The 19,354-nt window shown below is 44.5% G+C and carries 17 protein-coding genes; 9 read left to right on the forward strand and 8 right to left on the reverse strand.

The window, feature by feature from the left end; genetic code table 11:
• Nucleotides 1-147: 147 nt before the first annotated feature.
• Nucleotides 148-1,101 carry a tRNA-dihydrouridine synthase gene (locus AC5YB3_RS02675; RefSeq protein ID WP_494526505.1) on the forward strand — a complete coding sequence of 318 codons (954 nt, stop codon included), beginning with the start codon at nucleotides 148-150 and terminating at the stop codon, nucleotides 1,099-1,101.
• Nucleotides 1,102-1,348: 247 nt separating this feature from the next.
• Complete coding sequence (locus AC5YB3_RS02680) at nucleotides 1,349-1,708, forward strand: TraR/DksA C4-type zinc finger protein (RefSeq protein ID WP_011847065.1); 360 nt, start codon at nucleotides 1,349-1,351, stop codon at nucleotides 1,706-1,708.
• Between the two features lie 104 nt (nucleotides 1,709-1,812).
• On the opposite strand, the gene AC5YB3_RS02685 is transcribed toward AC5YB3_RS02680, so the two are convergent.
• The 4 genes from AC5YB3_RS02685 to AC5YB3_RS02700 all read right to left on the reverse strand — a co-directional run bounded on the left by AC5YB3_RS02685 (nucleotide 1,813) and on the right by AC5YB3_RS02700 (nucleotide 8,001).
• A complete protein-coding gene (locus AC5YB3_RS02685) occupies nucleotides 1,813-4,473 on the reverse strand; it encodes a TonB-dependent receptor (protein ID WP_494526506.1) in 2,661 nt (886 codons plus the stop codon).
• A 432-nt stretch (nucleotides 4,474-4,905) separates the two neighbouring features.
• Nucleotides 4,906-6,624, reverse strand: a complete 1,719-nt coding sequence (gene ushA, locus AC5YB3_RS02690) for a bifunctional UDP-sugar hydrolase/5'-nucleotidase UshA (RefSeq protein WP_494526507.1) — start codon at nucleotides 6,622-6,624, stop codon at nucleotides 4,906-4,908.
• A 363-nt stretch (nucleotides 6,625-6,987) separates the two neighbouring features.
• Nucleotides 6,988-7,659, reverse strand: a complete 672-nt coding sequence (locus AC5YB3_RS02695; protein WP_494526508.1) for an alpha/beta hydrolase — start codon at nucleotides 7,657-7,659, stop codon at nucleotides 6,988-6,990.
• Between the two features lie 114 nt (nucleotides 7,660-7,773).
• The gene (locus AC5YB3_RS02700) at nucleotides 7,774-8,001 is read right to left on the reverse strand and encodes a DUF3389 family protein (RefSeq protein WP_006082094.1); all 228 of its coding nucleotides are present in this window, start codon (nucleotides 7,999-8,001) and stop codon (nucleotides 7,774-7,776) included.
• Between the two features lie 252 nt (nucleotides 8,002-8,253).
• Here AC5YB3_RS02700 and AC5YB3_RS02705 point away from each other — a divergent pair, with 252 nt between their 5' ends.
• A complete protein-coding gene (locus AC5YB3_RS02705; protein WP_494526509.1) occupies nucleotides 8,254-10,197 on the forward strand; it encodes a M1 family metallopeptidase in 1,944 nt (647 codons plus the stop codon).
• Between the two features lie 214 nt (nucleotides 10,198-10,411).
• Here AC5YB3_RS02705 and AC5YB3_RS02710 read toward each other — a convergent pair whose 3' ends face one another.
• Nucleotides 10,412-10,900, reverse strand: coding sequence for an FKBP-type peptidyl-prolyl cis-trans isomerase (locus AC5YB3_RS02710; RefSeq protein ID WP_006082096.1), 489 nt, complete (start codon nucleotides 10,898-10,900; stop codon nucleotides 10,412-10,414).
• Between the two features lie 144 nt (nucleotides 10,901-11,044).
• The gene (locus AC5YB3_RS02715; protein ID WP_494526510.1) at nucleotides 11,045-12,355 is read right to left on the reverse strand and encodes a lytic murein transglycosylase; all 1,311 of its coding nucleotides are present in this window, start codon (nucleotides 12,353-12,355) and stop codon (nucleotides 11,045-11,047) included.
• A 429-nt stretch (nucleotides 12,356-12,784) separates the two neighbouring features.
• Between AC5YB3_RS02715 and AC5YB3_RS02720 the strand changes: the two genes are divergently transcribed.
• Together AC5YB3_RS02720 and AC5YB3_RS02725 are read left to right on the forward strand one after the other, a co-directional pair.
• Nucleotides 12,785-13,144 (forward strand): DUF2750 domain-containing protein, encoded by a 360-nt coding sequence (locus AC5YB3_RS02720; protein ID WP_006086180.1) that lies wholly within the window; start codon nucleotides 12,785-12,787, stop codon nucleotides 13,142-13,144.
• A gap of 51 nt (nucleotides 13,145-13,195) precedes the next feature.
• Nucleotides 13,196-13,837, forward strand: coding sequence for a hypothetical protein (locus AC5YB3_RS02725; RefSeq protein WP_012197283.1), 642 nt, complete (start codon nucleotides 13,196-13,198; stop codon nucleotides 13,835-13,837).
• Between the two features lie 185 nt (nucleotides 13,838-14,022).
• On the opposite strand, the gene AC5YB3_RS02730 is transcribed toward AC5YB3_RS02725, so the two are convergent.
• Both AC5YB3_RS02730 and AC5YB3_RS02735 read right to left on the reverse strand, forming a co-directional pair.
• Nucleotides 14,023-14,967: a chemotaxis protein CheV gene (locus AC5YB3_RS02730; RefSeq protein ID WP_006082100.1), complete on the reverse strand. Its 945-nt coding sequence runs from the start codon at nucleotides 14,965-14,967 to the stop codon at nucleotides 14,023-14,025.
• A gap of 316 nt (nucleotides 14,968-15,283) precedes the next feature.
• Nucleotides 15,284-15,898, reverse strand: a complete 615-nt coding sequence (locus tag AC5YB3_RS02735; protein WP_012089506.1) for a class I SAM-dependent methyltransferase — start codon at nucleotides 15,896-15,898, stop codon at nucleotides 15,284-15,286.
• Between the two features lie 101 nt (nucleotides 15,899-15,999).
• On the opposite strand from AC5YB3_RS02735, the gene AC5YB3_RS02740 reads away from it, so the two are divergent.
• The 4 genes from AC5YB3_RS02740 to AC5YB3_RS02755 all read left to right on the forward strand — a co-directional run bounded on the left by AC5YB3_RS02740 (nucleotide 16,000) and on the right by AC5YB3_RS02755 (nucleotide 19,067).
• Nucleotides 16,000-16,551, forward strand: a complete 552-nt coding sequence (locus AC5YB3_RS02740; RefSeq protein WP_012089507.1) for an LON peptidase substrate-binding domain-containing protein — start codon at nucleotides 16,000-16,002, stop codon at nucleotides 16,549-16,551.
• Between the two features lie 145 nt (nucleotides 16,552-16,696).
• Nucleotides 16,697-17,359: a sigma-70 family RNA polymerase sigma factor gene (locus AC5YB3_RS02745; protein WP_494526511.1), complete on the forward strand. Its 663-nt coding sequence runs from the start codon at nucleotides 16,697-16,699 to the stop codon at nucleotides 17,357-17,359.
• Nucleotides 17,352-18,074: a ChrR family anti-sigma-E factor gene (locus tag AC5YB3_RS02750; RefSeq protein ID WP_259561281.1), complete on the forward strand. Its 723-nt coding sequence runs from the start codon at nucleotides 17,352-17,354 to the stop codon at nucleotides 18,072-18,074. The genes AC5YB3_RS02745 and AC5YB3_RS02750 overlap by 8 nt, the downstream gene beginning before the upstream one ends.
• 819 nt (nucleotides 18,075-18,893) lie before the next feature.
• Complete coding sequence (locus AC5YB3_RS02755; RefSeq protein ID WP_006082106.1) at nucleotides 18,894-19,067, forward strand: hypothetical protein; 174 nt, start codon at nucleotides 18,894-18,896, stop codon at nucleotides 19,065-19,067.
• Nucleotides 19,068-19,354 lie beyond the last annotated feature (287 nt).

Below are 19,354 nucleotides of genomic sequence, written 5' to 3' on the forward strand. Positions count from 1 at the left end.
GGTCAAAATATCCTGCTAGGACAACCAGTTTAGCGTGGATTTTATTTATGGGGACGCCTATTCATCCGCATTCACTCGACCACTTTGTAACTTAAGGCCGATAAGGTAGAATGCTCGCCCTTTGCAAATAGATATGGGTTTACAGCAGTGCGTGTGATTTTGGCTCCAATGGAAGGCGTAGTAGACGCTTTGATGCGTGACATTCTATCGACCATCAATCCCTACGATTTGCTCGTCACCGAATTTGTGCGTGTGGTAGACCAACTGCTGCCTGAAAAAGTCTTTCTCAAACTTTGTCCTGAGCTACTCAACAACGGCAATACCCCTTCAGGTACGCCAGTGCGAGTGCAGTTACTCGGCCAAGAGCCCCAATGTATGGGCGAAAATGCCCTGCGGGCGATTGAACTCGGTTCACACGGTGTCGATGCCAACTTTGGTTGTCCAGCTAAAATCGTTAATCGCAGCAAAGGTGGCGCCGTATTACTGCAATATCCTGAGAGTGTGCACGATATTGTCAAAGCCATGCGTCAAGCGGTACCGAAAGAACATGCCGTGACCGCCAAAATACGTTTGGGCTACGAAGATAAGTCACTGTTCATGGAAAATGCTATCGCAGTGTATGAAGCCGGAGCAACTGAGCTTGCCATCCATGCGCGCAGTAAAGTCGACGGCTACAGACCGCCCGCCTACTGGGAATACATCACAGAAGTACGCAAACGTTTGCCTATCCCGGTGATCGCCAACGGCGAGATTTGGAACAGCGATGATGCTAAGCATTGCATCGAAGTCACCGGCTGCGACAGTATTATGATCGGCCGCGGGGCGATTTCATTGCCGAACTTGGCCGATACCATCAAAACAGGCGCCCCCCCTTACACTTGGGCGCAAACCTTAGGGCTGATGCTCAGTTATACCCAAAGGGAACTCAATGGCCGCAAGAGCGACTATTATCCCGCCCGAATCAAACAGTGGTTTACCTATCTCAATCGCCAATACCCTGAAGCCGATACCTTGTTCAGAGAGCTGCGCGTGTTTAAAACCACAGAAGAAATCGTCGCGGTATTAGAAGCTGCGCAGCGAAACTTAGGCAACGAATCATAGAAGAGTGAGCTACCACAGAACGGCAACAAGCCATATAAGCGTTAGAAATCGAGATTCAATGCGCGGCAATGTGAGCCATGAAAGGGACTTCGCCATAGCACACATAATGCGATAGGAATGAAGTACTTTTTCGATTTTTAACGGCGAAAAAACCTAAAATGTGGCAGATACTTGATCTTTATCATAGTCGTTGGTAGTGGAACTATTAGACTGGACGCCTAGAGTCAAATGAAATAGGCGATTTTACGTGAGCACCACCCATATCAGACATGAATTGTCAGAGCTTGAAGCTAATCTAAGGAAAGAAATCGGCGCGCTCCCTCCGTTCCTCGAAGCCATAGGGGAGCATTATGCTAGCCTGAGTCTGGCAGAATTAATTGATAAATTGGCGCAAACGCCACTGGCCGATCACCCGCTATTTTGCCAGCTGAATAAACTTGATGCCGCCTTTTGTCAGCTCGACTTAGGCCTCTACGGCCTTTGCTCCGACTGCGAAGCGGAAATCGAAACCGAACGCTTAAGCCAAGATCCCACAGAACAACGCTGCGCCTCCTGCGCCGAACATTATCAACACGAACACCGCCACGAGCTGCGCCTCACCCATTGATAGCACTGTTTCGATATCCGGTAAGCAGCCTAATAAGTAGGCAAAAAATAAGCAAAAAAACCTCCGCAAGCGGAGGTTTGAGTTATCCAGGGAGGGCGGACAACCTAAAACTTCTGGTTTATTCTCAGGTAATACGTTCTACCTAGCACATCATATAAACCCACATTCACATCGCGATAATCGGCGTAGGTGTAATAGTTTGGTGTTTCAGCATCAAACACATTATTCACCCCTACTGTGATAGAGCCGTTATAAGCATGGGTATAACCAAATTGGATATTGTGTTTAAAGTAATTATCGTAATCGACATAACGGTCGGTTTTTTCTAACTCGTTGAAATAACTTGCTGATTGACTACCAATATAGACGACTGTCCATGCGGCAGAGAAATCATCGTATTTCCAACTTGTCGCAAAGTTACCGCGCCAATCGGGTGAGTCTGTCGTTCCTGCGTAATCGATCATCTCTGATTCGGCATTATCCTGCTTCTTAAAATCAAGCACGTGAGTCAAATCCAGTTTGAAATTGAAATCACCAAAACCTGTCTCTAAGTTATAAGCCGTTACAAAATCGATACCTGAGGTCTCAACTGTGGCTAAATTACGTATTCCCGCCTCAATATACTCAATCTTGCCATCTGGACCACGTGTCACATAGGGAGAAGATCCATTCTTGATTTCATCGCGCAGGATATCATCTACATCAATCGACTCAATTTTGTTGTCGTAGGTGATTGAGTAATAAGATAACTCCAAGTTCCATGCATCAGTGACATTCCAAACGCCACCAAAAGTTAACGAGTTACCCTCTTCAGCCTCTAAGTTTGGATTACCACCAAACCAAGTTTTATGTTGGTTATTGGTGGCGCAATATATGGCATCCACATTACCGGGTTCATTACACCATAAAGAGTCAACGCTCTTCTCAAAACTCAAAGATTGAGACGAGAACATTTCACTCATATTCGGCGCGCGGAATGAGTCACCATAGCTAGCACGCAGTAATAGCGTGTCTATAGGACGCCAGCTTAAACCAAACTTAGGCACCACGGCATCGAAGGTCGATGAGTTAACCACCTCCCCTTGAGGCCCTGTGAGAGTTCCTTCCTGCTCATAGCGCTCATAACGTACTGCGGCAGAGAACTCAACGTTGGCAGGTAAGCCAACTTGGAGTTCCAAATAAGCGGCGCTACGGTCACGCGTGGCATCCACATCATCACCACCCGAACCGCCGGAGATAATACCCGCGGCCGATTCTGGATCACTGGTTTGCTTAAACTTGATCATTTCATATTCAAGACCGCCGACCATAGCGACCGAAAAATTACCGTCATCGAGCAGTAAGGTCGAAGCAAGACCATCCAATTGAGTACTTTCAAATTTACCCTGATAAACCCCAGTATGTGCAGCTTTGCGATACAGATCTGTCATCTGTTGGTCCCACTGCTCATAACTCATGCCGGAGGTATTGAAAATATCATATTGCTCCGAATCAATTTCTTGCTGAATAATATCGTCATTAAGTAAATTGTAGTTAAAACTGTTTGTTGTTGAGGTCGCATGCTGGGCATTTAATTCCCAGTCGATACCATTACCTGAATCTATCGTGCCAACAAAGCCACCAAGAATATCAAAATTGTTGGTTTCAGTTAATGTATCTCGCTCGCCAAGTTGCGCGCCTCGCATAGAAATCACTAATTCTTCGCCAACTGGGTTGTACTTATTATCGGCACTCATCACAGGGGTATTAGTTGATACTGGCGTACCGGCATAACGGGTTTCAGTTTCAGCTAATGAAGCAGAAGCTCGGCCTCGGAATTTTATATTTTCTGAAATCTCATAGGAGAAATTAGATAACAGCGAATTACGGGTTTGATCGCCAAATAACTTAGTGACATTACCATGATTATATAAACAACGACCATCACCTGAGTCTATGGTATTTTCCGTTTTTTCACATATATCTGAATTACTATACCAGCTACCATTGCCTGGTCCATATTTACCGTTTGGTACTGAGCTATATCCGCTATAGGCGTTATAACTTGAATCATCCATTCGCCAAATATCACGGTCCATTACCGCTTTTGTATCATAATATTCATAGGTGAGAGTGATATTGCCTTTATCGGTATTAAAGCCAGTTGCAAGCGATAAACGGTTAGCATCGCCCCCTTCTACGCTTGGTTGCTCTGTACTGTAATCGAGTTGAAACCCTTCAAACTCTTTCTTAGTGATAATGTTTATCACGCCCGCAACCGCATCGGAACCATAGACTGCTGAAGCGCCATCCCGCAGGATTTCAATACGCTCAACAATAGCCATAGGGATAGAAGATGTATCTGCCACTGAGCCAGAGCTCGAACTCGTCCCTGGCATACGGCGTCCGTCTAATAACACTAAGGTCGCAGACGATCCTAGACCACGTAAATTGACATTGCTGGTTGAGCTTGCACCAGAGCCATAACCTGAAATACCACGCCAAGAACCAAAGCTGTTTATCGCAGAGTTATTCAATACGTCAGCAACGGTCTTTTCACCTGTCATGGCAATATCCGCGGCATTAATGACTGTCACGGGTGAAACAGTTTCCATATCAACTTGTTTAATACGAGAACCCGTTACTTCAATGCGTTCAACTTTCGTATTTTCTTCTGCTGCATTTCCCATTGCAGAAAAGCCTAATCCAGAAAAAACCACACTGCTTGTCGCCACTGTAATTAAACTAGCACGAACGGCTTTGGCCGTTAAACTTAAATAGCGCATTAATCTCTCCTTGAGGTAAACAAAACCTTTGTTTGTTATTTTTATATTTAGCCAGCGAACTCTATTTCGCTGTAGGAATAATGTTAATGCGCAACATTTAAGTCAACCATTAAAACAAGTTAATTCAAAAATAAAACAAATTGATACACGATAAAGACATAATACCTAAAATTGTGATATAGAATAATGGATATGCATCATGCAGTTAAGGGATTTTTACTAGTTAAATACATTAAATAAGCAACTTGATACAATAAAATCCAATTGTTAACTAAAACTACCATGAGAAACTAAAGGTCACAGATGAATCAAAATGTATCAAAAATAAAACGCTGAATATTAATTTACACTTAATTTAATATTAATTAGTAATAAAAAATGCCACTCAATTGAGTGGCATTTATATTTAAACACTGAGTAGTGATTGATTACTTAAAGTTGACAACCTTCAACACTGTTTGAGTTTTCATAAACGATATCGCCTATCGGACTGTAGTCAGCAGCTTTAATCGCTTGTTTCTCTTTCAAGAAAGAATAGAGTAAATCAGCATCAACAAAACCCGTTTGAATTGGGCTTTCTAGCTTAGGATAACCGTCACCACCTGCAGCGTTAAAGCTAGGTACAGTGAACTTATAAGTTCCTGTTGGGCTGAAGTTCTCACCATTAATCACACTGATATTGGCAGTCTTAGCCGTACAGTCAATGGTCATTTTCACGCCCGTGATTTGTGCATAACCACCAGAACCAATTTGAAGACTAGCTACTGCGCCTAAATAAGCCGCAACTTCAGTGCCTGTCATTTCGTTCAGAGTCACCATATTACCGAATGGCTGAACAGTCAGCACATCACGGTAAGTGATATTGCCAGGCTGAATAGAGGCACGTACACCGCCCGAGTTCATCACGCCAAAATCGGCTTTGACTTTATCACTTTGTGCCATCGCTAACATACGGCCTAAGTTAGTTTGCTTATTACGCACGTTTGCACGCTCGCCATCTAACAGGGCATCCGTTGTTGCTATGACTTCGTCTAACTTAGCTTGACCTTTCTCTTGGTAGTAAGACAGCAGCTCTTTTAACTCAGCATCAGGTTCAATCTTAGTACCAGCTAAATCAGCTGTCTTCTTGCCTGCGTCATCCAATTTACGCATATTCACAGGCACAAGCTTGTAGCTTGCTAAATGAAGTTCACCGTTAAAGTATTCAAAATCTGCACGGCCAACATATTTACCCCATTCATGGGCTTGCATGATCCAAGTACCATTTTGTTTATCTGGAGCACACTCATCGCCTGGTTTGAAGTCAGCGTAAGCTTTGTTGTCAGTACCTGGTTCCATACACACTGGGTTTTGTGAATGACCACCAATAACCACTTGCAAATCGCCTTCTTTCAGTGCGCGAGCCATAGCCACATCACCAGGGGCATTACTACCGTTATGGCCGTCAGCATAATGACCCATGTGCGTGGTAGCGAAAATAATATCGGCCGCTTTGGCGTCTTTAATTTCTTTAATCACTTTAGCGACTTCAGTCTTTGGATCGGTGAACTTCAGGCCACTAATGAATTCTGGATTACCAATCTTAGCCGTATCTTCGGTCGTTAAGCCAATTACCGCGACTTTTAGACCGTTTATATCGAATACCTTATAAGCATCAAAGTAACGTTCCCCCGGATTGCCATCCACATCTCTACGGTAAATGTTCGCCGCTAACATAGGGAATTCTGCAAGACGGCGCTGCATATCAACAACGGATAATGGATTATCAAACTCATGGTTACCGACAGCCATAGCGTCGTAACCAATTTTATTCATACCCGTGAAATCTGGGATCGCATCTTGTAGATCCGATTCTGGTACGCCGGTATTAATATCGCCACCAGACAGCAGTAATGTTTGCCCACCGTTTTTACTGACTTCAGCACGAATGCTGTCAATTAAGGTTTTACGTGCAGCCATACCATATTCACCGTCACTGTTTTCCCAGAAGCGGCCGTGGTTATCATTGGTGTGTAAAACGGTAAATGTTGTGCAAGCGCTTCCCGCTTCAGCACACGTTGTTGGGACTTTATCGTCATCACTATTATTACAACCCGTAAGCGCAGCGACAACAGCAGTTGCAACTAGTCCTTTAATAAGCATATGTCTCATTACATCAACCCCTTGATTTTAATTATTTTATCATAGAAAGATTGCCGTGAACTCCATCAAGTTCAGCGTCACGGATAATAACAAAGAATAAAGATAAATTGTGTCATTTTTATTAAAAACTTGACATTTATAGGGGAATTCGCGGGCGTTTTAAGACAGATTTGTTTCATATAAAAAATAAGCTGAATGACTGATTTCTATATATTTAGAGAATTAAAAATAAAAATGAAATAAATTAATTTAAATCGTTCAGTATAAATGACTTAGAAAAAAATACAGAAAACAGTGATTGTTCCCATAAAAAAACAAGCATGGGCAATTTTCAATTTACCGCATGCTGTTTTTATCAGCAATTAGACTTTTCTACATTTCAAATCGCTGTAATAACCACTTAGAAATCTCGTTTAACTGCGCAGGGATCACTGAATGCGGCATAGGATAAGTCTGCCACACAACATTATAACCGCCCGTAATTAAGGCTTCTTTGGCTAATGTTCCAGCGGATAATGGCACTACATCATCCTGTAGACCATGTTGCTGTAATATGGGTGTATTGCGATTCGCTGCGCTTAATTCAGCGGGTAATATATCGCCCGTCGGTAAATAGCAAGACAGTGCCATAATCCCTGCAAGTTGCTCGGGGAAACGTACTCCAGAGAATAAACTCATAACTCCGCCCTGACTGAATCCTGCTAATACGATACGCTCGCTCGCAATACCCGCCGCGATTTGTTCGTTAATTAATGCAGCAACCCTTTTCTCCGACTCAAGCACGCCTTGCATATCAGCTCTGTCGTGCAAATCCATGCTTTTAATATCGTACCAAGCGCGCATGACGTAGCCGCCATTGATGGTCACGGCTTGCTCCGGGGCATGGGGGAAAATAAACCGGATAGCATGATCGGCAGGCAAACCTAATGCAGGCACTACGGGGGCAAATCCGGCACCCGAATCCCCTAATCCATGTAACCAAATAACCACGGCTGTAGCGGGTGTCTTAGGTTCAACGACAATACGCTCAAGATAAACTGACATACTAAAAAATCCCCAATTCGATATTAAACACTCATCAACTAAAAACTGATGATAAATCTACAAGTTAACCACTATGCACTATGCACTATGCACTATGCACTATGCAGGCGTACTTTATTCCGCGTCCATTCCCAGCACATCTTGAATCGCCCGTAACTGGGCATTTGAGTCCAACACTAAGCTCCAACGCACACCGCCACCATCGGCGATTAACATAGGTGGCTGACGTCTCAAACCGATATCCTCAGCACTCGCTTGCAGCACGATACTGGCAACATTGAGTCGCACTTGCACTTCGAACTCAGTGACGATTAACTTACCCTGCGAAAAATCTAACACCATTTTGATAACCGCCCTATGTGAAAACGCCGACATCATAGCAAACATGTGGTCTTTTACCGATGGCATTTCCTTGCCGGCATACGAGCCATTAAAATTTGATTACATTTGAGCTAACAGTGAGATAACAAATCCACTGGATTATCAGGTAAACTTTTGCACTATATAGATAGAGCCGATAGAAAACCAAGCAGCATTGATGCTGTTATCGGCCCAAACTCGAACTAAAATACTCCATCATTAGGCTGTTAAATAATGCTTTCACTTCGCCGTACCGTCCTGAGCAGCGCCCTTCTGTTTGCGCTGCAACTCCTTCCTAGCACTGATGCCAATAGCGCTCCAAATACGTTAGCCGCTGAGCCGACTGCCACTGTTGTACAAGCACAGACGCAGCAGAACCTAGATGCACTGACCTATGCCAATTACACTGAAGTCAGCGTGAGTCATGTTGAGCTAGCACTTGCCGTCGATTTTAAGCAAAACCGCTTATCCGGTGAAGCCACCCTCGATTTAGCTTGGCATAAGCCGGGGAAACAACTCATCTTAGATACTCGAGAACTGACGATTAACAGTGTGAGTGCTTTGAATAGAAATGGGAAATGGCAAAGCGTGCCCTTTACCTTAGCCAAAGCGGACGCTGTAAAAGGCGCGGCGCTGACCATCAAACTTGCCGATGAAGATACCCAAAAAGTTAAAATCAATTATCACACGTCGAGTAATCCATCTGGTATTCAATGGTTAACTCCAGAGCAAACCCAAGGTAAACAGTTACCTTTTATGTTCAGTCAGAGTCAGGCGATTCATGCTCGCAGCTGGATCCCACTGCAAGATACCCCAGCCGTGCGCCAAACCTATAGCGCAACAATTACTGCCGATAAAGCCATTAGTGTGGTCATGAGTGCCGATCGTAAAACCCTGTCGAGCACGCAGACCCAATTCACTATGCCGCAGGCGATCCCAGCTTATTTAATCGCCATTGCAGCCGGGCATTTAAAGTTCGCTCCCTTAGACAACATCTCGGGCATTTGGGCTGAGCCAGAAATCCTCGACAAAGCCAGCAAGGAATTTGCCGACACGCCGGAGATGATCAAAATCGCCGCTAAACGTTACGGCGATTACCGTTGGGGACGTTATGACTTGCTTATTTTGCCGCCAAGCTTCCCCTTCGGCGGGATGGAAAATCCACGGCTTTCGTTTATTACGCCAACGGTGATCGCGGGTGACAAAAGTTTAGTGAGTCTGATTGCCCACGAACTTGCTCACTCGTGGTCGGGGAACTTGGTGACCAACGCCACTTGGCGCGATCTCTGGCTTAATGAAGGTTTTACGACCTATGTTGAGAACCGCATCATGGAAGATCTCTACGGCCGCGACCGAGCGCTGATGGAGCAAACCATCGGCTATTCTGAGCTGCTTGCCGAGCTTGCAGAACTCACGCCTGGCGATTCAGTGCTGCATGTGGATCTTGGAAAGCGCTCACCCGACGAGGCCTTCAGCGGTGTCCCTTATGTGAAAGGCCAGTTGTTCTTAATCTTTTTAGAGCAGAAATTTGGCCGCGAACGCTTCGATGCTTTTGTGAAAAGCTACTTCAATCATTTTACATTTCAAAGCATTACCACGGCGCAGTTCCGTGAGTATTTATCTTTGAATCTATTAAACAAATATCCCAATGTTGTCAGTGAGACCGAAGTGGATACTTGGATTGAAGGTCAAGGTTTGCCGTCATTTTTAGTGCCGCCCAATTCCCACGCCTTCGATGATATCGATGCCCAAAGACAAACTTGGCTTGACGGAAAACTTAGCGCAAGCGAGTTGAAAACCAGTACTTGGACAGTGCACCAGTGGTTAAGGTTTATCAATGAAATGCCAAGAGTTAATCTTGACCAAGCCAAGCTTGCTGAGCTAGACAAGGCGTTCCATTTTACGGGCACAGGCAACAGTGAAATCGCTTTTGCATGGTATTCACTCGCCCTAGACAACGACTATTACACGGTATTACCCGCATTAAAACAGCACTTGACCCATATTGGTCGCATGCGCTTAATCGTGCCGTTATATCAAAAGCTTGCAAGCACAGATCAGTACGACTGGGCCAAGAGTGTCTATCTTAAGGCTCGCAGCGGTTATCATCCACAAACCCAATCAAGCCTAGATATGATGTTTGCCGACAAACCACTCGAGCATGAACATAGCCATTAGCCAGATAAAGAGCCATTAGCGAGATGAAGTGCCATTTGCAGTTGCGCTAACTATTAAGCCATTAGCACCATAAAAACAAAAAAGCCCAAACCTAAGTTTGGGCTTTTGCTATTTAATCTTTAGCCTCGATTCATTCAACTTATTCTGAACTTATATTCATCTCACATTGAGTCAGATAAAAGCCAAGTTCAAAGCCGAGTCCGAAGCCTGAAAATTAGTGGTGATGACCACCAGCGCCATGGGCATGGCCGTGGGCGATTTCTTCATCACTCGCGTCACGGGCACCAACGACTTCGATATCAAATGTCAGTTCGCGGCCCGCTAATGGATGGTTGACATCCACAGTCGCCATAAACTTACCCACTTTAACGATAGTCACTTGGCGTTGACCTTGGTCAGTATTGACCACTGCAGTCATACCCGGTTTCCACGCAGTCGCGCCTAATAAGTGCTTAACCGACACACGTTGGTGCGCATCAGCATCCGCTACGCGCTCACCGTATGTTTCGGCAGCTGGTAAAGTCACAGTGAATTTTTCACCGATGGCTTTACCATTAATCGCGTTTTCTACACCAGGCATCATGTTGTCATGACCGTGTAAATAGGCAATCGGATCGCGACCTTCGTTCGTCTCAATCACTTCGCCTTTCTCGTCACGCAGTGTGTAGTTAAACTGCACAACCATATCGTCTTTAATGCTCATCGAATATCCTTTGATTTTCTTCGATTTCAATTGTGGGCCGAGCTTAACAAAACTGAGCTTTTCACTCCACTTTTTTATCCGGCCTAAAAGCGCTCAAAACCCGCAGCGAGCGCTCTTTGGCTACAGTAACGACAGTGGCAGTGGCTACAGTGATAGTCCTAAAGCGGTAAACACCTCTGGGCTTGGGAAGCCATCGGCAATCAACTGTTTGCTCCGTTGAAAGGCTTGCAATCCTGCCACAGAGTTACGCCCTAACACGCCATCTGGCTTGCCAACATCAAATCCGGCCTCATTCAGTTTTGCTTGCAATTGCTTAACTTGCTCGCGACTTAAGCGTGGCTGTTCTGGCGGGCTCACTGTCAAAGGTAACCCACCATTAATGCGATCGGCGAGATGCCCCACAGTAATGGCATAATACTCAGAACGATTCCAACGCATGATCACATTGAAGTTCTCATAGCCTAAAAAGGCAGGCCCTGTATGCCCTGCTGGCAAATACAACGCGGCTTGAATATCAACGGCGGGCAAAGGTTGACCATTCGCTTGCGTGACATTAAGGGCGGCCCACTCTGATAACGCCAAGGGCTGTTTCGCCCCTAAATGGCTGTAACTAAAATCCTTTGGTAATAAGACTTCACGGCCCCAGCGTTCATTTCGCTGCCAGCCTAAGTGCTGTAAAAAGTTCGCGGCGGAAGTCAGCGCGTCAGTGGTGCTATTCCATAAATCGGCTTTACCATCACCGTCACCGTCAACGGCATATTTGGCATAGGCCGACGGCATAAATTGCGTGTGTCCCATAGCGCCAGCCCATGATCCCACCATAGTGTCATCATCAAACTGATACTTTTCTTTCAGCTTTAAGGCTTGCATCAATTCTATAGTGAAATAATTGCTACGGCGTGGCTCACAGGCCAAAGTCGCGAGCGAATTCAATACCGACATCTTGCCTTTATAGGAACCATAGTTAGTTTCAAGCCCCCAAAAAGACAAGATATATTGCGGCGGCACGCCATATTCTTTGGCTAGTTGATTGAGTAAAACGCTGTGTTTTTTCAGTAAGCGACGGCCTTCATTAACGCGCCATTCGGTGGCGCGCTTACTGAAATAATTATCGAATGTCTGACTGAATTCGGGTTGTTGCTGATCAAGCTCAATCACCCGAGGCACAAATTTCAAATTCGCAATGGTCGAGTTAATCGTCGCCTCTGACAGCCCTTCGGTGCGCGCCCGCGCTTGTAGCCCAGTCACACAACTCGGAAATGCCTCAGCATTTGCTTGTACGCTAGCACTGATATCGGGCATTGGGTTGGCTTCTGCGGCTATGCCACTTGCGTTGCAACTGACTGCGTTAGTGTTGGAACTGGCACTCGCCGCTGGCACGCTGGAACAGGCACTCAGACTGAAACAGGCGGCAATACTCGCAAACAGATAAGTTAACCCTTTAATTTTAATCAAATCAACAACTCCAATATTTGATTTCACAACAATGGCACAGTAATCACACTGCTGTGGCTAAACACGACAATCTTCCTTCTTCGAGAGGGGATTGCCCTAGAGAGATATTCGCCTTGGCATAACGAGTTAAAGGTTCTATTAAAAAAACCTTTAACGGCCAATGGTATAGAAGACATGTTTCTCCCCCACGGAAAGCCTCTATCTGAGTCACACTTGAACAGTAAAGCACACTGCATCAAGGCTTATCATTGCCAATAATCCTGACCCATAGCGACACGTAACACAATCCTTATCGCCATAAATACCTTGTGGCACCGGCTTATTGCTCAGTTATCCAACACAAGAAAAATCTTAACAAAGAATCCCTTGGTATCGCAGCATGTTACCGTATAATGGATAAGTTAACAGCACACATCAAAGAGACCTATCATGACTGAAATCAATGCGGCTTTGGCTGGCTTTATCAAAAATGTAAAACAACATCAGACGCTTTGGGGTCTAATGGATGAAACTGGCGAAGGCTGGGTCGTTTGTGACTCTTCAGAATTTGAAGACACAGATGTGATGCCACTGTGGTCAAATGAAGCCACTGCAAAATCCCATTGCAGCGACGAATGGCACGACTACCAACCCGTTGCTATTTCATTAGAAGAATTTCTGGAATATTGGGTGTCGGATCTCAACGACGATGGTGTATTGATCGGTGTGGATTGGCAGACTGATGAAGATTGCCTTGAACTTGATCCAATTGTTTTAGCAAAAGATTTGGTTGATGTTGAAGAAGTTTAATCCCTTCAATATGCCATTAGTGACATCAAGGACTGAGGTGCTCATTCCTTGATGTCTGCTATCCCGCTTATCGATATTCCTTTCGACCAACGCCATACCTGTTGGTTTTGCGGCGAACCGAGCAATCAACACTTCGAATATATTGCCCACACACATACGCCACATCCTTCGTTAGCCGTGCCCGCCTGCAACGAATGCTTACGATTAGCCAAACAACATACCCTGAGTTCAATTTGGGATTGTCGTATGGCCGTCAAAGATGCACTGATGCGCATTTATGCAAAACACCTCGCGATTGGGATTAATTGGACCGAAGAAGAACTTGCCGAGTCTGAATTCTCCTGCAAAGTGTTTGAAGGCTTTAAGAAAAGTGCTTGGATGATGTACCAGATTGCCCGCGACCGTATCAACGCACCCGGCTGGCCACTGGTATTAGAAGGCGAAGAAATTGACGACCAAGGTTATAATGCAGGTTTCGAATTTGATGGCGTGACCTTTAACTCAGTCAATGCTGCAATCCAGTACTACTCGACGCAATTCACCTTAGATCCACAGTTTTTTGCCGAACTGGTGCGCCTCGTCGGCCGAGCAAGATTCAACTACGCCCTACGACTCGCCCGCATCCATATTGCCGCCGCCAAAGAAATGAAACGCCAAGTATTACAAGATGTAGAAGCCGAATTCGCCTCGTAATTGAGCGTTAAATAAAAAGGTAATCTGGCAGGGATTTGCACAAAAGCGATGGAAAGGTTGCAATTGAAGGGCTGATATAAAAAGTCTGATATAAACAGGCCACATTTAAAAGCAATTATTAAAAGCGCTGAGCCTACCGATGACCAACACAAGGTCAATCACCGATAGTTCGAATCTCAAGATGCTTAGTGATTAATCACTTGTCTTAATCTTTCTTGTACCACTTCCACCAGCAAATCCGGCTGGAACTTAGAAATAAACTTATCACAGCCTACCTTTTCAACCATGGCATGGTTAAAGCTGCCGCTCAGTGAAGTATTCAAGGTTATATATAGATCTGACATAGCTTTATCACCGCGGACTTCAGACGTCAGTTTGTAACCGTCCATCTCGGGCATTTCGGCATCAGTAATCATCATCAACAATTCTTTGGAAACTTGCTTACCTTCATCACGCCATTTTTGTAATAAATTCAATGCCTGCAAGCCATCAGAAGCCTCAATGATTTCTATGCCTAGTTGGCTTAAAGTCTCACGCACCTGACGCCTTGCAGTCGATGAATCGTCCACAATCAAGATTTTTCTGCCTGGCATTTCATGGACTAAGGTTTCATCGAGCACACCTTCAGAAAGACTAATATCGTAGTGAATGATCTCCGCCAGTACTTTCTCTACGTCGATAATCGACACTAATTGCGATTTGCCTTGATGTTCGATGCGGGTAATTGCCGTCAGATAATTATTGCGCCCCGCCGTTTTCGGCGGCGGCATGATATCGCTCCATGTCATGTTGATAATGTGCTCAACCTTGCCGACTAAGAAGCCCTGCACGCTGCGGTTATATTCTGTGATGATCATATTAGCATCATCATCTGGCGGCACAGGTTTAAACCCAATAGCCGAACGTAAATCGATCACAGGGATAGAAATGCCGCGAATATTAGCAACACCATAAATATGAGGATGACTCCCAGGCATGGCATTAAGGGGAGGAAGCTTAACCACTTCTTTGACTTTAAAGACGTTGATGGCAAATAACTGCGTGGAATTAATGCTAAAGAGCAACAACTCGAGGCGGTTCTCACCCACGAGTTTGGTACGCTGATCTACGGTTGCAAGTACGTTTGCCATAATGCTGCTTCTCTACTCTTGAGGAAAATCCTTTCCTCACATGCGACGGATTAGCTCAAATTATAGCGGTAAACTCCCATGAAGAACCATGCCGAGGTGCTATTTTATCTAAAAATTACAACCACTCTCGCAAAATCATGCCGCTAACTTGATTTACTCAACCCCCGAATATCAATGGCGCTGTCGGCTCATGTCTGTGCTCAAGCGGCGAAATAGCCAAAACATTTGGCTTTGGCATAAGTATGAATATTAGTAAAAGCACGAATATTCAATCCATTCACAACGAACATTCAATTTGCGTCAGCGGCGCTGCCACCTAACGCTGCACTTTCTGGGCAAGCACCATGCCCGCAAGATCCAAGGCATTTCTGTCGCAGACTATCTCAAACCCAGCTTGACGCAACACAACTAACCACTCGCGGTGATTAAAGCGATTTTGCTGTGGATGCTCAAATAGGCGTCGACTCAGTGGATTACAAATCGCAGCGCGATATAAATCCTCTACCACAAAGTAACCGTTTGGTTTCAGTACTCGTGCAACGTCCTTGATGGCCGCCTGCCAATCTGGAATATGGTGGAATACGGCAAAATCAAACACCATATCGAACTCGCCATCGGCAAAGGGAAGACAAGAGGCGTCGGCAACCGAGAAACTCAGCCCTTTCAAACCTTGTGGCCGAGCTTGCCAGCGAGATTGCGCCGCTGCGACCATTTCAGGGTCGATATCCACGGCCGTGATATGTCCTGCGCCAAAATGCTCGCGGATCAACTGAATACCATTACCAAACCCACAACCAATTTCTAATGCACGCTCGCAGCGGGCCATAGGTTTAGGCATCATAGACGTAAGCAAAGGCGCTTCGACATGATTTTGTAGCCAAAAACGTATTGGATGCTGAACGAGCTTTTTCTCAAATGGATTTAATTTCATGCCATCCTCTAAATATGGGTAAACTATTGTTGAATAATTTTACTGATCGAACTGCCACTATGGTACGTAATGATAGGAACATAAGTTCACCAGAGGCCACGATGAAATTACCTCTTTTTCCACTACCCATTTGTTTATTGCCCGAAGGTTACACACAACTGCGGGTATTTGAACCTAGATATAAGCGTTTAGTCGCCGAATCGTTAAAGTCAGGCGAAGGCTTTGGCTTATGTATGCTCGAAGAGGATGGCAAAACCATTCAGCCCATAGGTACCTTAGTGCATATTATTGATTTTGAAACCCTACCCGATGGACTATTAGGGATCAGCATTCAAGGTTCAAAGCGCTTTAAAGTCAATGAAATCAGTATCGAAGACGATGGATTAAAGCGCGGTGATGTTAGCTTTATCGACAACTGGCCTGCGACACGTATTGCGACCGATGAGCGTTACTTGAGCCAAATGTTACAAAATATCCTCAAGGAATATCCACAACATCTCAAGCACTATCAAGCGGAACAGTTTGAAGACATTGCTTGGGTCTGCCAACGCTGGCTAGAAATATTGCCCGTGCAAGCCTCAGAAAAGTACAACTGCATTAATACCTTAGATCATATTATGACCCGAGACCTATTGCGGGCCGTGATAAAATAATCCTGTGAATGATCCTTTATTTAAGCCACTCCGTATTGATTGACAGTTTGACAGTAAAACTGGGCTCAGAAGTGAAACAAGCCTCTCAATTTTGTCGTTACTGATCTCAAACTTAGCACTAACGACTGGGATAAGAGCGAAAATAATGGAAAATATTCAATCACAAAGCAGGCAAAATCGGTATCATGGCCCTATCACGTCTCTGACTCATTCGGCTATGGATAACGACATTCCCGCTCTCAAAACCTGCGAGCCTCAAGCGGATACTTTGATCACGTTTATGCTACAAGTAGCTGACAAACGGGACAGAGCCGCCTTTGGGCATTTATTCCAGCATTTTATGCCCAAGATCCGCGCCTTTGGTTTACAAAGACTGAATCAACAAGGCTTAGCCATGGATTTAGTTCAAGAAACCATGACCAGCGTGTGGACTAAGGCCCATCTGTACAATGCAGAGAAAGGCTCAGTGACGACTTGGGTATTTACCATAATGCGTAATCAGTGTTTCGATATGCTGAGACGAGTACAACACAATAAAGAAGATACCTTTGGCGATGATATTTGGCCGCTGTGCGATGCGACCATGGCTCAAGACACACTCACTGATCATAAATTGACGGCGAAACTCCTCCAACATCTTGATGCCCTTCCCCTCGCACAACGACAAGTCGTGCAAGGTATCTACATGCAAGAACTCACTCAACAAGAGCTAGCCGATGCCCTCAAGGTACCAATAGGCACCATAAAGTCACGATTAAGACTCGGGCTAGAAAAGTTGAAAAGTTTCTTGGAGACACAAAATGATTAAGCATCATCCCCAACATGAATTACTCGTGAGCCATGCGAATGGGGTCTTACCTTTATCTATGGCCATCGCGGTATCAGCACATTGCGCATTATGTGAGACGTGTCGTGAGCAACTTGCCCTGATAACCGAGCAAGCCGCCAATTCGGCATTAAATCCAGATGGCGCTCATGCTGCAAAGCATATAGACCAAGAGTCGATTCACACTGCGCATATTGATGCTGGAAACACTCAAGCCACTCAAGTGCCTGTAATGGATATTGACACTATGCTGGCGCAAATCATGGCCCAGCCTGCGGCAACGGAGGTGCCTAATAATGCTCCTCTGGATGTTCAAGTAAAACAACAGCATTACACAGTGCCATCGGTATTTCGCCAGCATTTGGCCCGTCCTTGGCAAATCTTAGGCAAAGTCAGTCGTATGCGTTTTGATGTCGATGAAATGAACACGCGCGCGAGCTTATTGCACATAGATGCGCAAGGTGAAATCCCCCAACATACCCATAAGGGCTATGAGTTAACCCTATTGTTAGCGGGAGCGTTTTCGGATCTTAACGGTGACTATGTGCCAGGTGATTTTATTGTGCTCGATAGCCAACATCACCACTCACCTAAAACCGTTGACGGTTGCTTATGCTACACAGTGTTAGATGCGCCGCTGCATTTTACCAAAGGCCTAAGCAAGCTGCTTAACCCCATAGGAGAACTGATTTATTAAGCCTACTGCCTGTGCTGTAGCGTGACTTATTTATTCAATTTGTTTAGATGAATCCGTTGCTAAATTTTCAGTTACTGAATCTTCAGTTGCTAAATTATCAGTTACGAAATAAGCCATTAATCCCATTGAGATAATCTATTTCAATGGGATTTTTTATTCTATTTGCATGAATTTTTATTCAGTTTGCTATAATTTTTAATTCAATTGGCTAACAGTAGCCACATCCTTTTCGCCTAAAAAGCCGCAATATGGACACTCAGCATTGCCGCTAAATACAAGATAAGAATATGCCCCATACCGAGCTTTATGCTTTAAATCAAATGAATAGCCAGAAACAATTCACGTTAACTCAACATCAATCAACAAATAATCACATTGAATAAAAATTAAACTTGCATAAGCTATTTTTATTGATATACTGCACGTCGTTTTGAGAAACACCTTGTTGTTTACCTTTTTAAACCAGCCTGACTATTAGCAATCAGAGTTCGGTCCTCATAAAGAAAGCCTACTACAAGCAAAACCCCATAAGCTCAAGCATTCGATACCACTAAAATCATGTGGTTATGTCTGTGAACTTACTGTTCTCCACACTGTCATAGTATTGTCATTAAGCTATGGTCAACTGGCAGAATCAAGTTAGTCCATTGGCATAATCGACAGCATGTATTATTTATCGATTAAGCATCTCTTGATTAATGAATCAAAGATGGGGTAACCTCGATACTCAATAGAACGAATCTTTCGCAAATTGCTAAGGATATTTTATAGTTACAATTATCTCACCTATGGGTGAATTAACAAAAAGGAGTGTGGCATATGTCATACAAAATTAATGGACATGAAATTACAGTGAACTTCCCTGTAGATTCAATCTCAGTAAATAAGACCTCAATTGCTTTTACCGATCGTCAAGGTAAAAACAGACAGACTTTTTCAAAACGTACTGAAGCCATCAGCTTTATGAAATGGTTATTGTCCGCAAACAAATAAGTCAAAAAATAAATTAGACGATAAGTTAGAAATAAGTACTGTAATACCCCGTTTGCTCAAGTGTATTTAATCGGTTTCCATTCTCTTCGCAGTACCGAACACTTAAGTAAACTGATAGCCGAATGTCACGAACACGCTATCCTTTTTTACGTCATCATGACGAACACATTTGGTTCAGGCTGTATCTCTCTCACACAGATACCTGCCGAACCAAATGAGTCAAATACAGCTTAGATCACCGACTTCCACTGCAGCATCCGCTAATATTCGTCCCCATGAATACTGTT

The organism is Shewanella sp. 1311 (assembly GCF_059338235.1).

What these genes read in the sequence shown, in the direction of transcription:
- AC5YB3_RS02745 (WP_494526511.1), top strand. Translation starts at nt 16,697, where the DNA reads ATGGAAAATATTCAATCACAAAGCAGGCAAAATCGGTATCATGGCCCT.
- AC5YB3_RS02700 (WP_006082094.1), bottom strand. Translation starts at nt 8,001, where the DNA reads ATGGTGTTAGATTTTTCGCAGGGTAAGTTAATCGTCACTGAGTTCGAA.
- AC5YB3_RS02750 (WP_259561281.1), top strand. Translation starts at nt 17,352, where the DNA reads ATGATTAAGCATCATCCCCAACATGAATTACTCGTGAGCCATGCGAAT.
- ushA (WP_494526507.1), bottom strand. Translation starts at nt 6,624, where the DNA reads ATGAGACATATGCTTATTAAAGGACTAGTTGCAACTGCTGTTGTCGCT.
- AC5YB3_RS02755 (WP_006082106.1), top strand. Translation starts at nt 18,894, where the DNA reads ATGTCATACAAAATTAATGGACATGAAATTACAGTGAACTTCCCTGTA.
- AC5YB3_RS02695 (WP_494526508.1), bottom strand. Translation starts at nt 7,659, where the DNA reads ATGTCAGTTTATCTTGAGCGTATTGTCGTTGAACCTAAGACACCCGCT.
- AC5YB3_RS02740 (WP_012089507.1), top strand. Translation starts at nt 16,000, where the DNA reads ATGAAATTACCTCTTTTTCCACTACCCATTTGTTTATTGCCCGAAGGT.
- AC5YB3_RS02735 (WP_012089506.1), bottom strand. Translation starts at nt 15,898, where the DNA reads ATGAAATTAAATCCATTTGAGAAAAAGCTCGTTCAGCATCCAATACGT.
- AC5YB3_RS02710 (WP_006082096.1), bottom strand. Translation starts at nt 10,900, where the DNA reads ATGAGCATTAAAGACGATATGGTTGTGCAGTTTAACTACACACTGCGT.
- AC5YB3_RS02720 (WP_006086180.1), top strand. Translation starts at nt 12,785, where the DNA reads ATGACTGAAATCAATGCGGCTTTGGCTGGCTTTATCAAAAATGTAAAA.
- AC5YB3_RS02725 (WP_012197283.1), top strand. Translation starts at nt 13,196, where the DNA reads ATGTCTGCTATCCCGCTTATCGATATTCCTTTCGACCAACGCCATACC.
- AC5YB3_RS02685 (WP_494526506.1), bottom strand. Translation starts at nt 4,473, where the DNA reads ATGCGCTATTTAAGTTTAACGGCCAAAGCCGTTCGTGCTAGTTTAATT.
- AC5YB3_RS02730 (WP_006082100.1), bottom strand. Translation starts at nt 14,967, where the DNA reads ATGGCAAACGTACTTGCAACCGTAGATCAGCGTACCAAACTCGTGGGT.
- AC5YB3_RS02705 (WP_494526509.1), top strand. Translation starts at nt 8,254, where the DNA reads ATGCTTTCACTTCGCCGTACCGTCCTGAGCAGCGCCCTTCTGTTTGCG.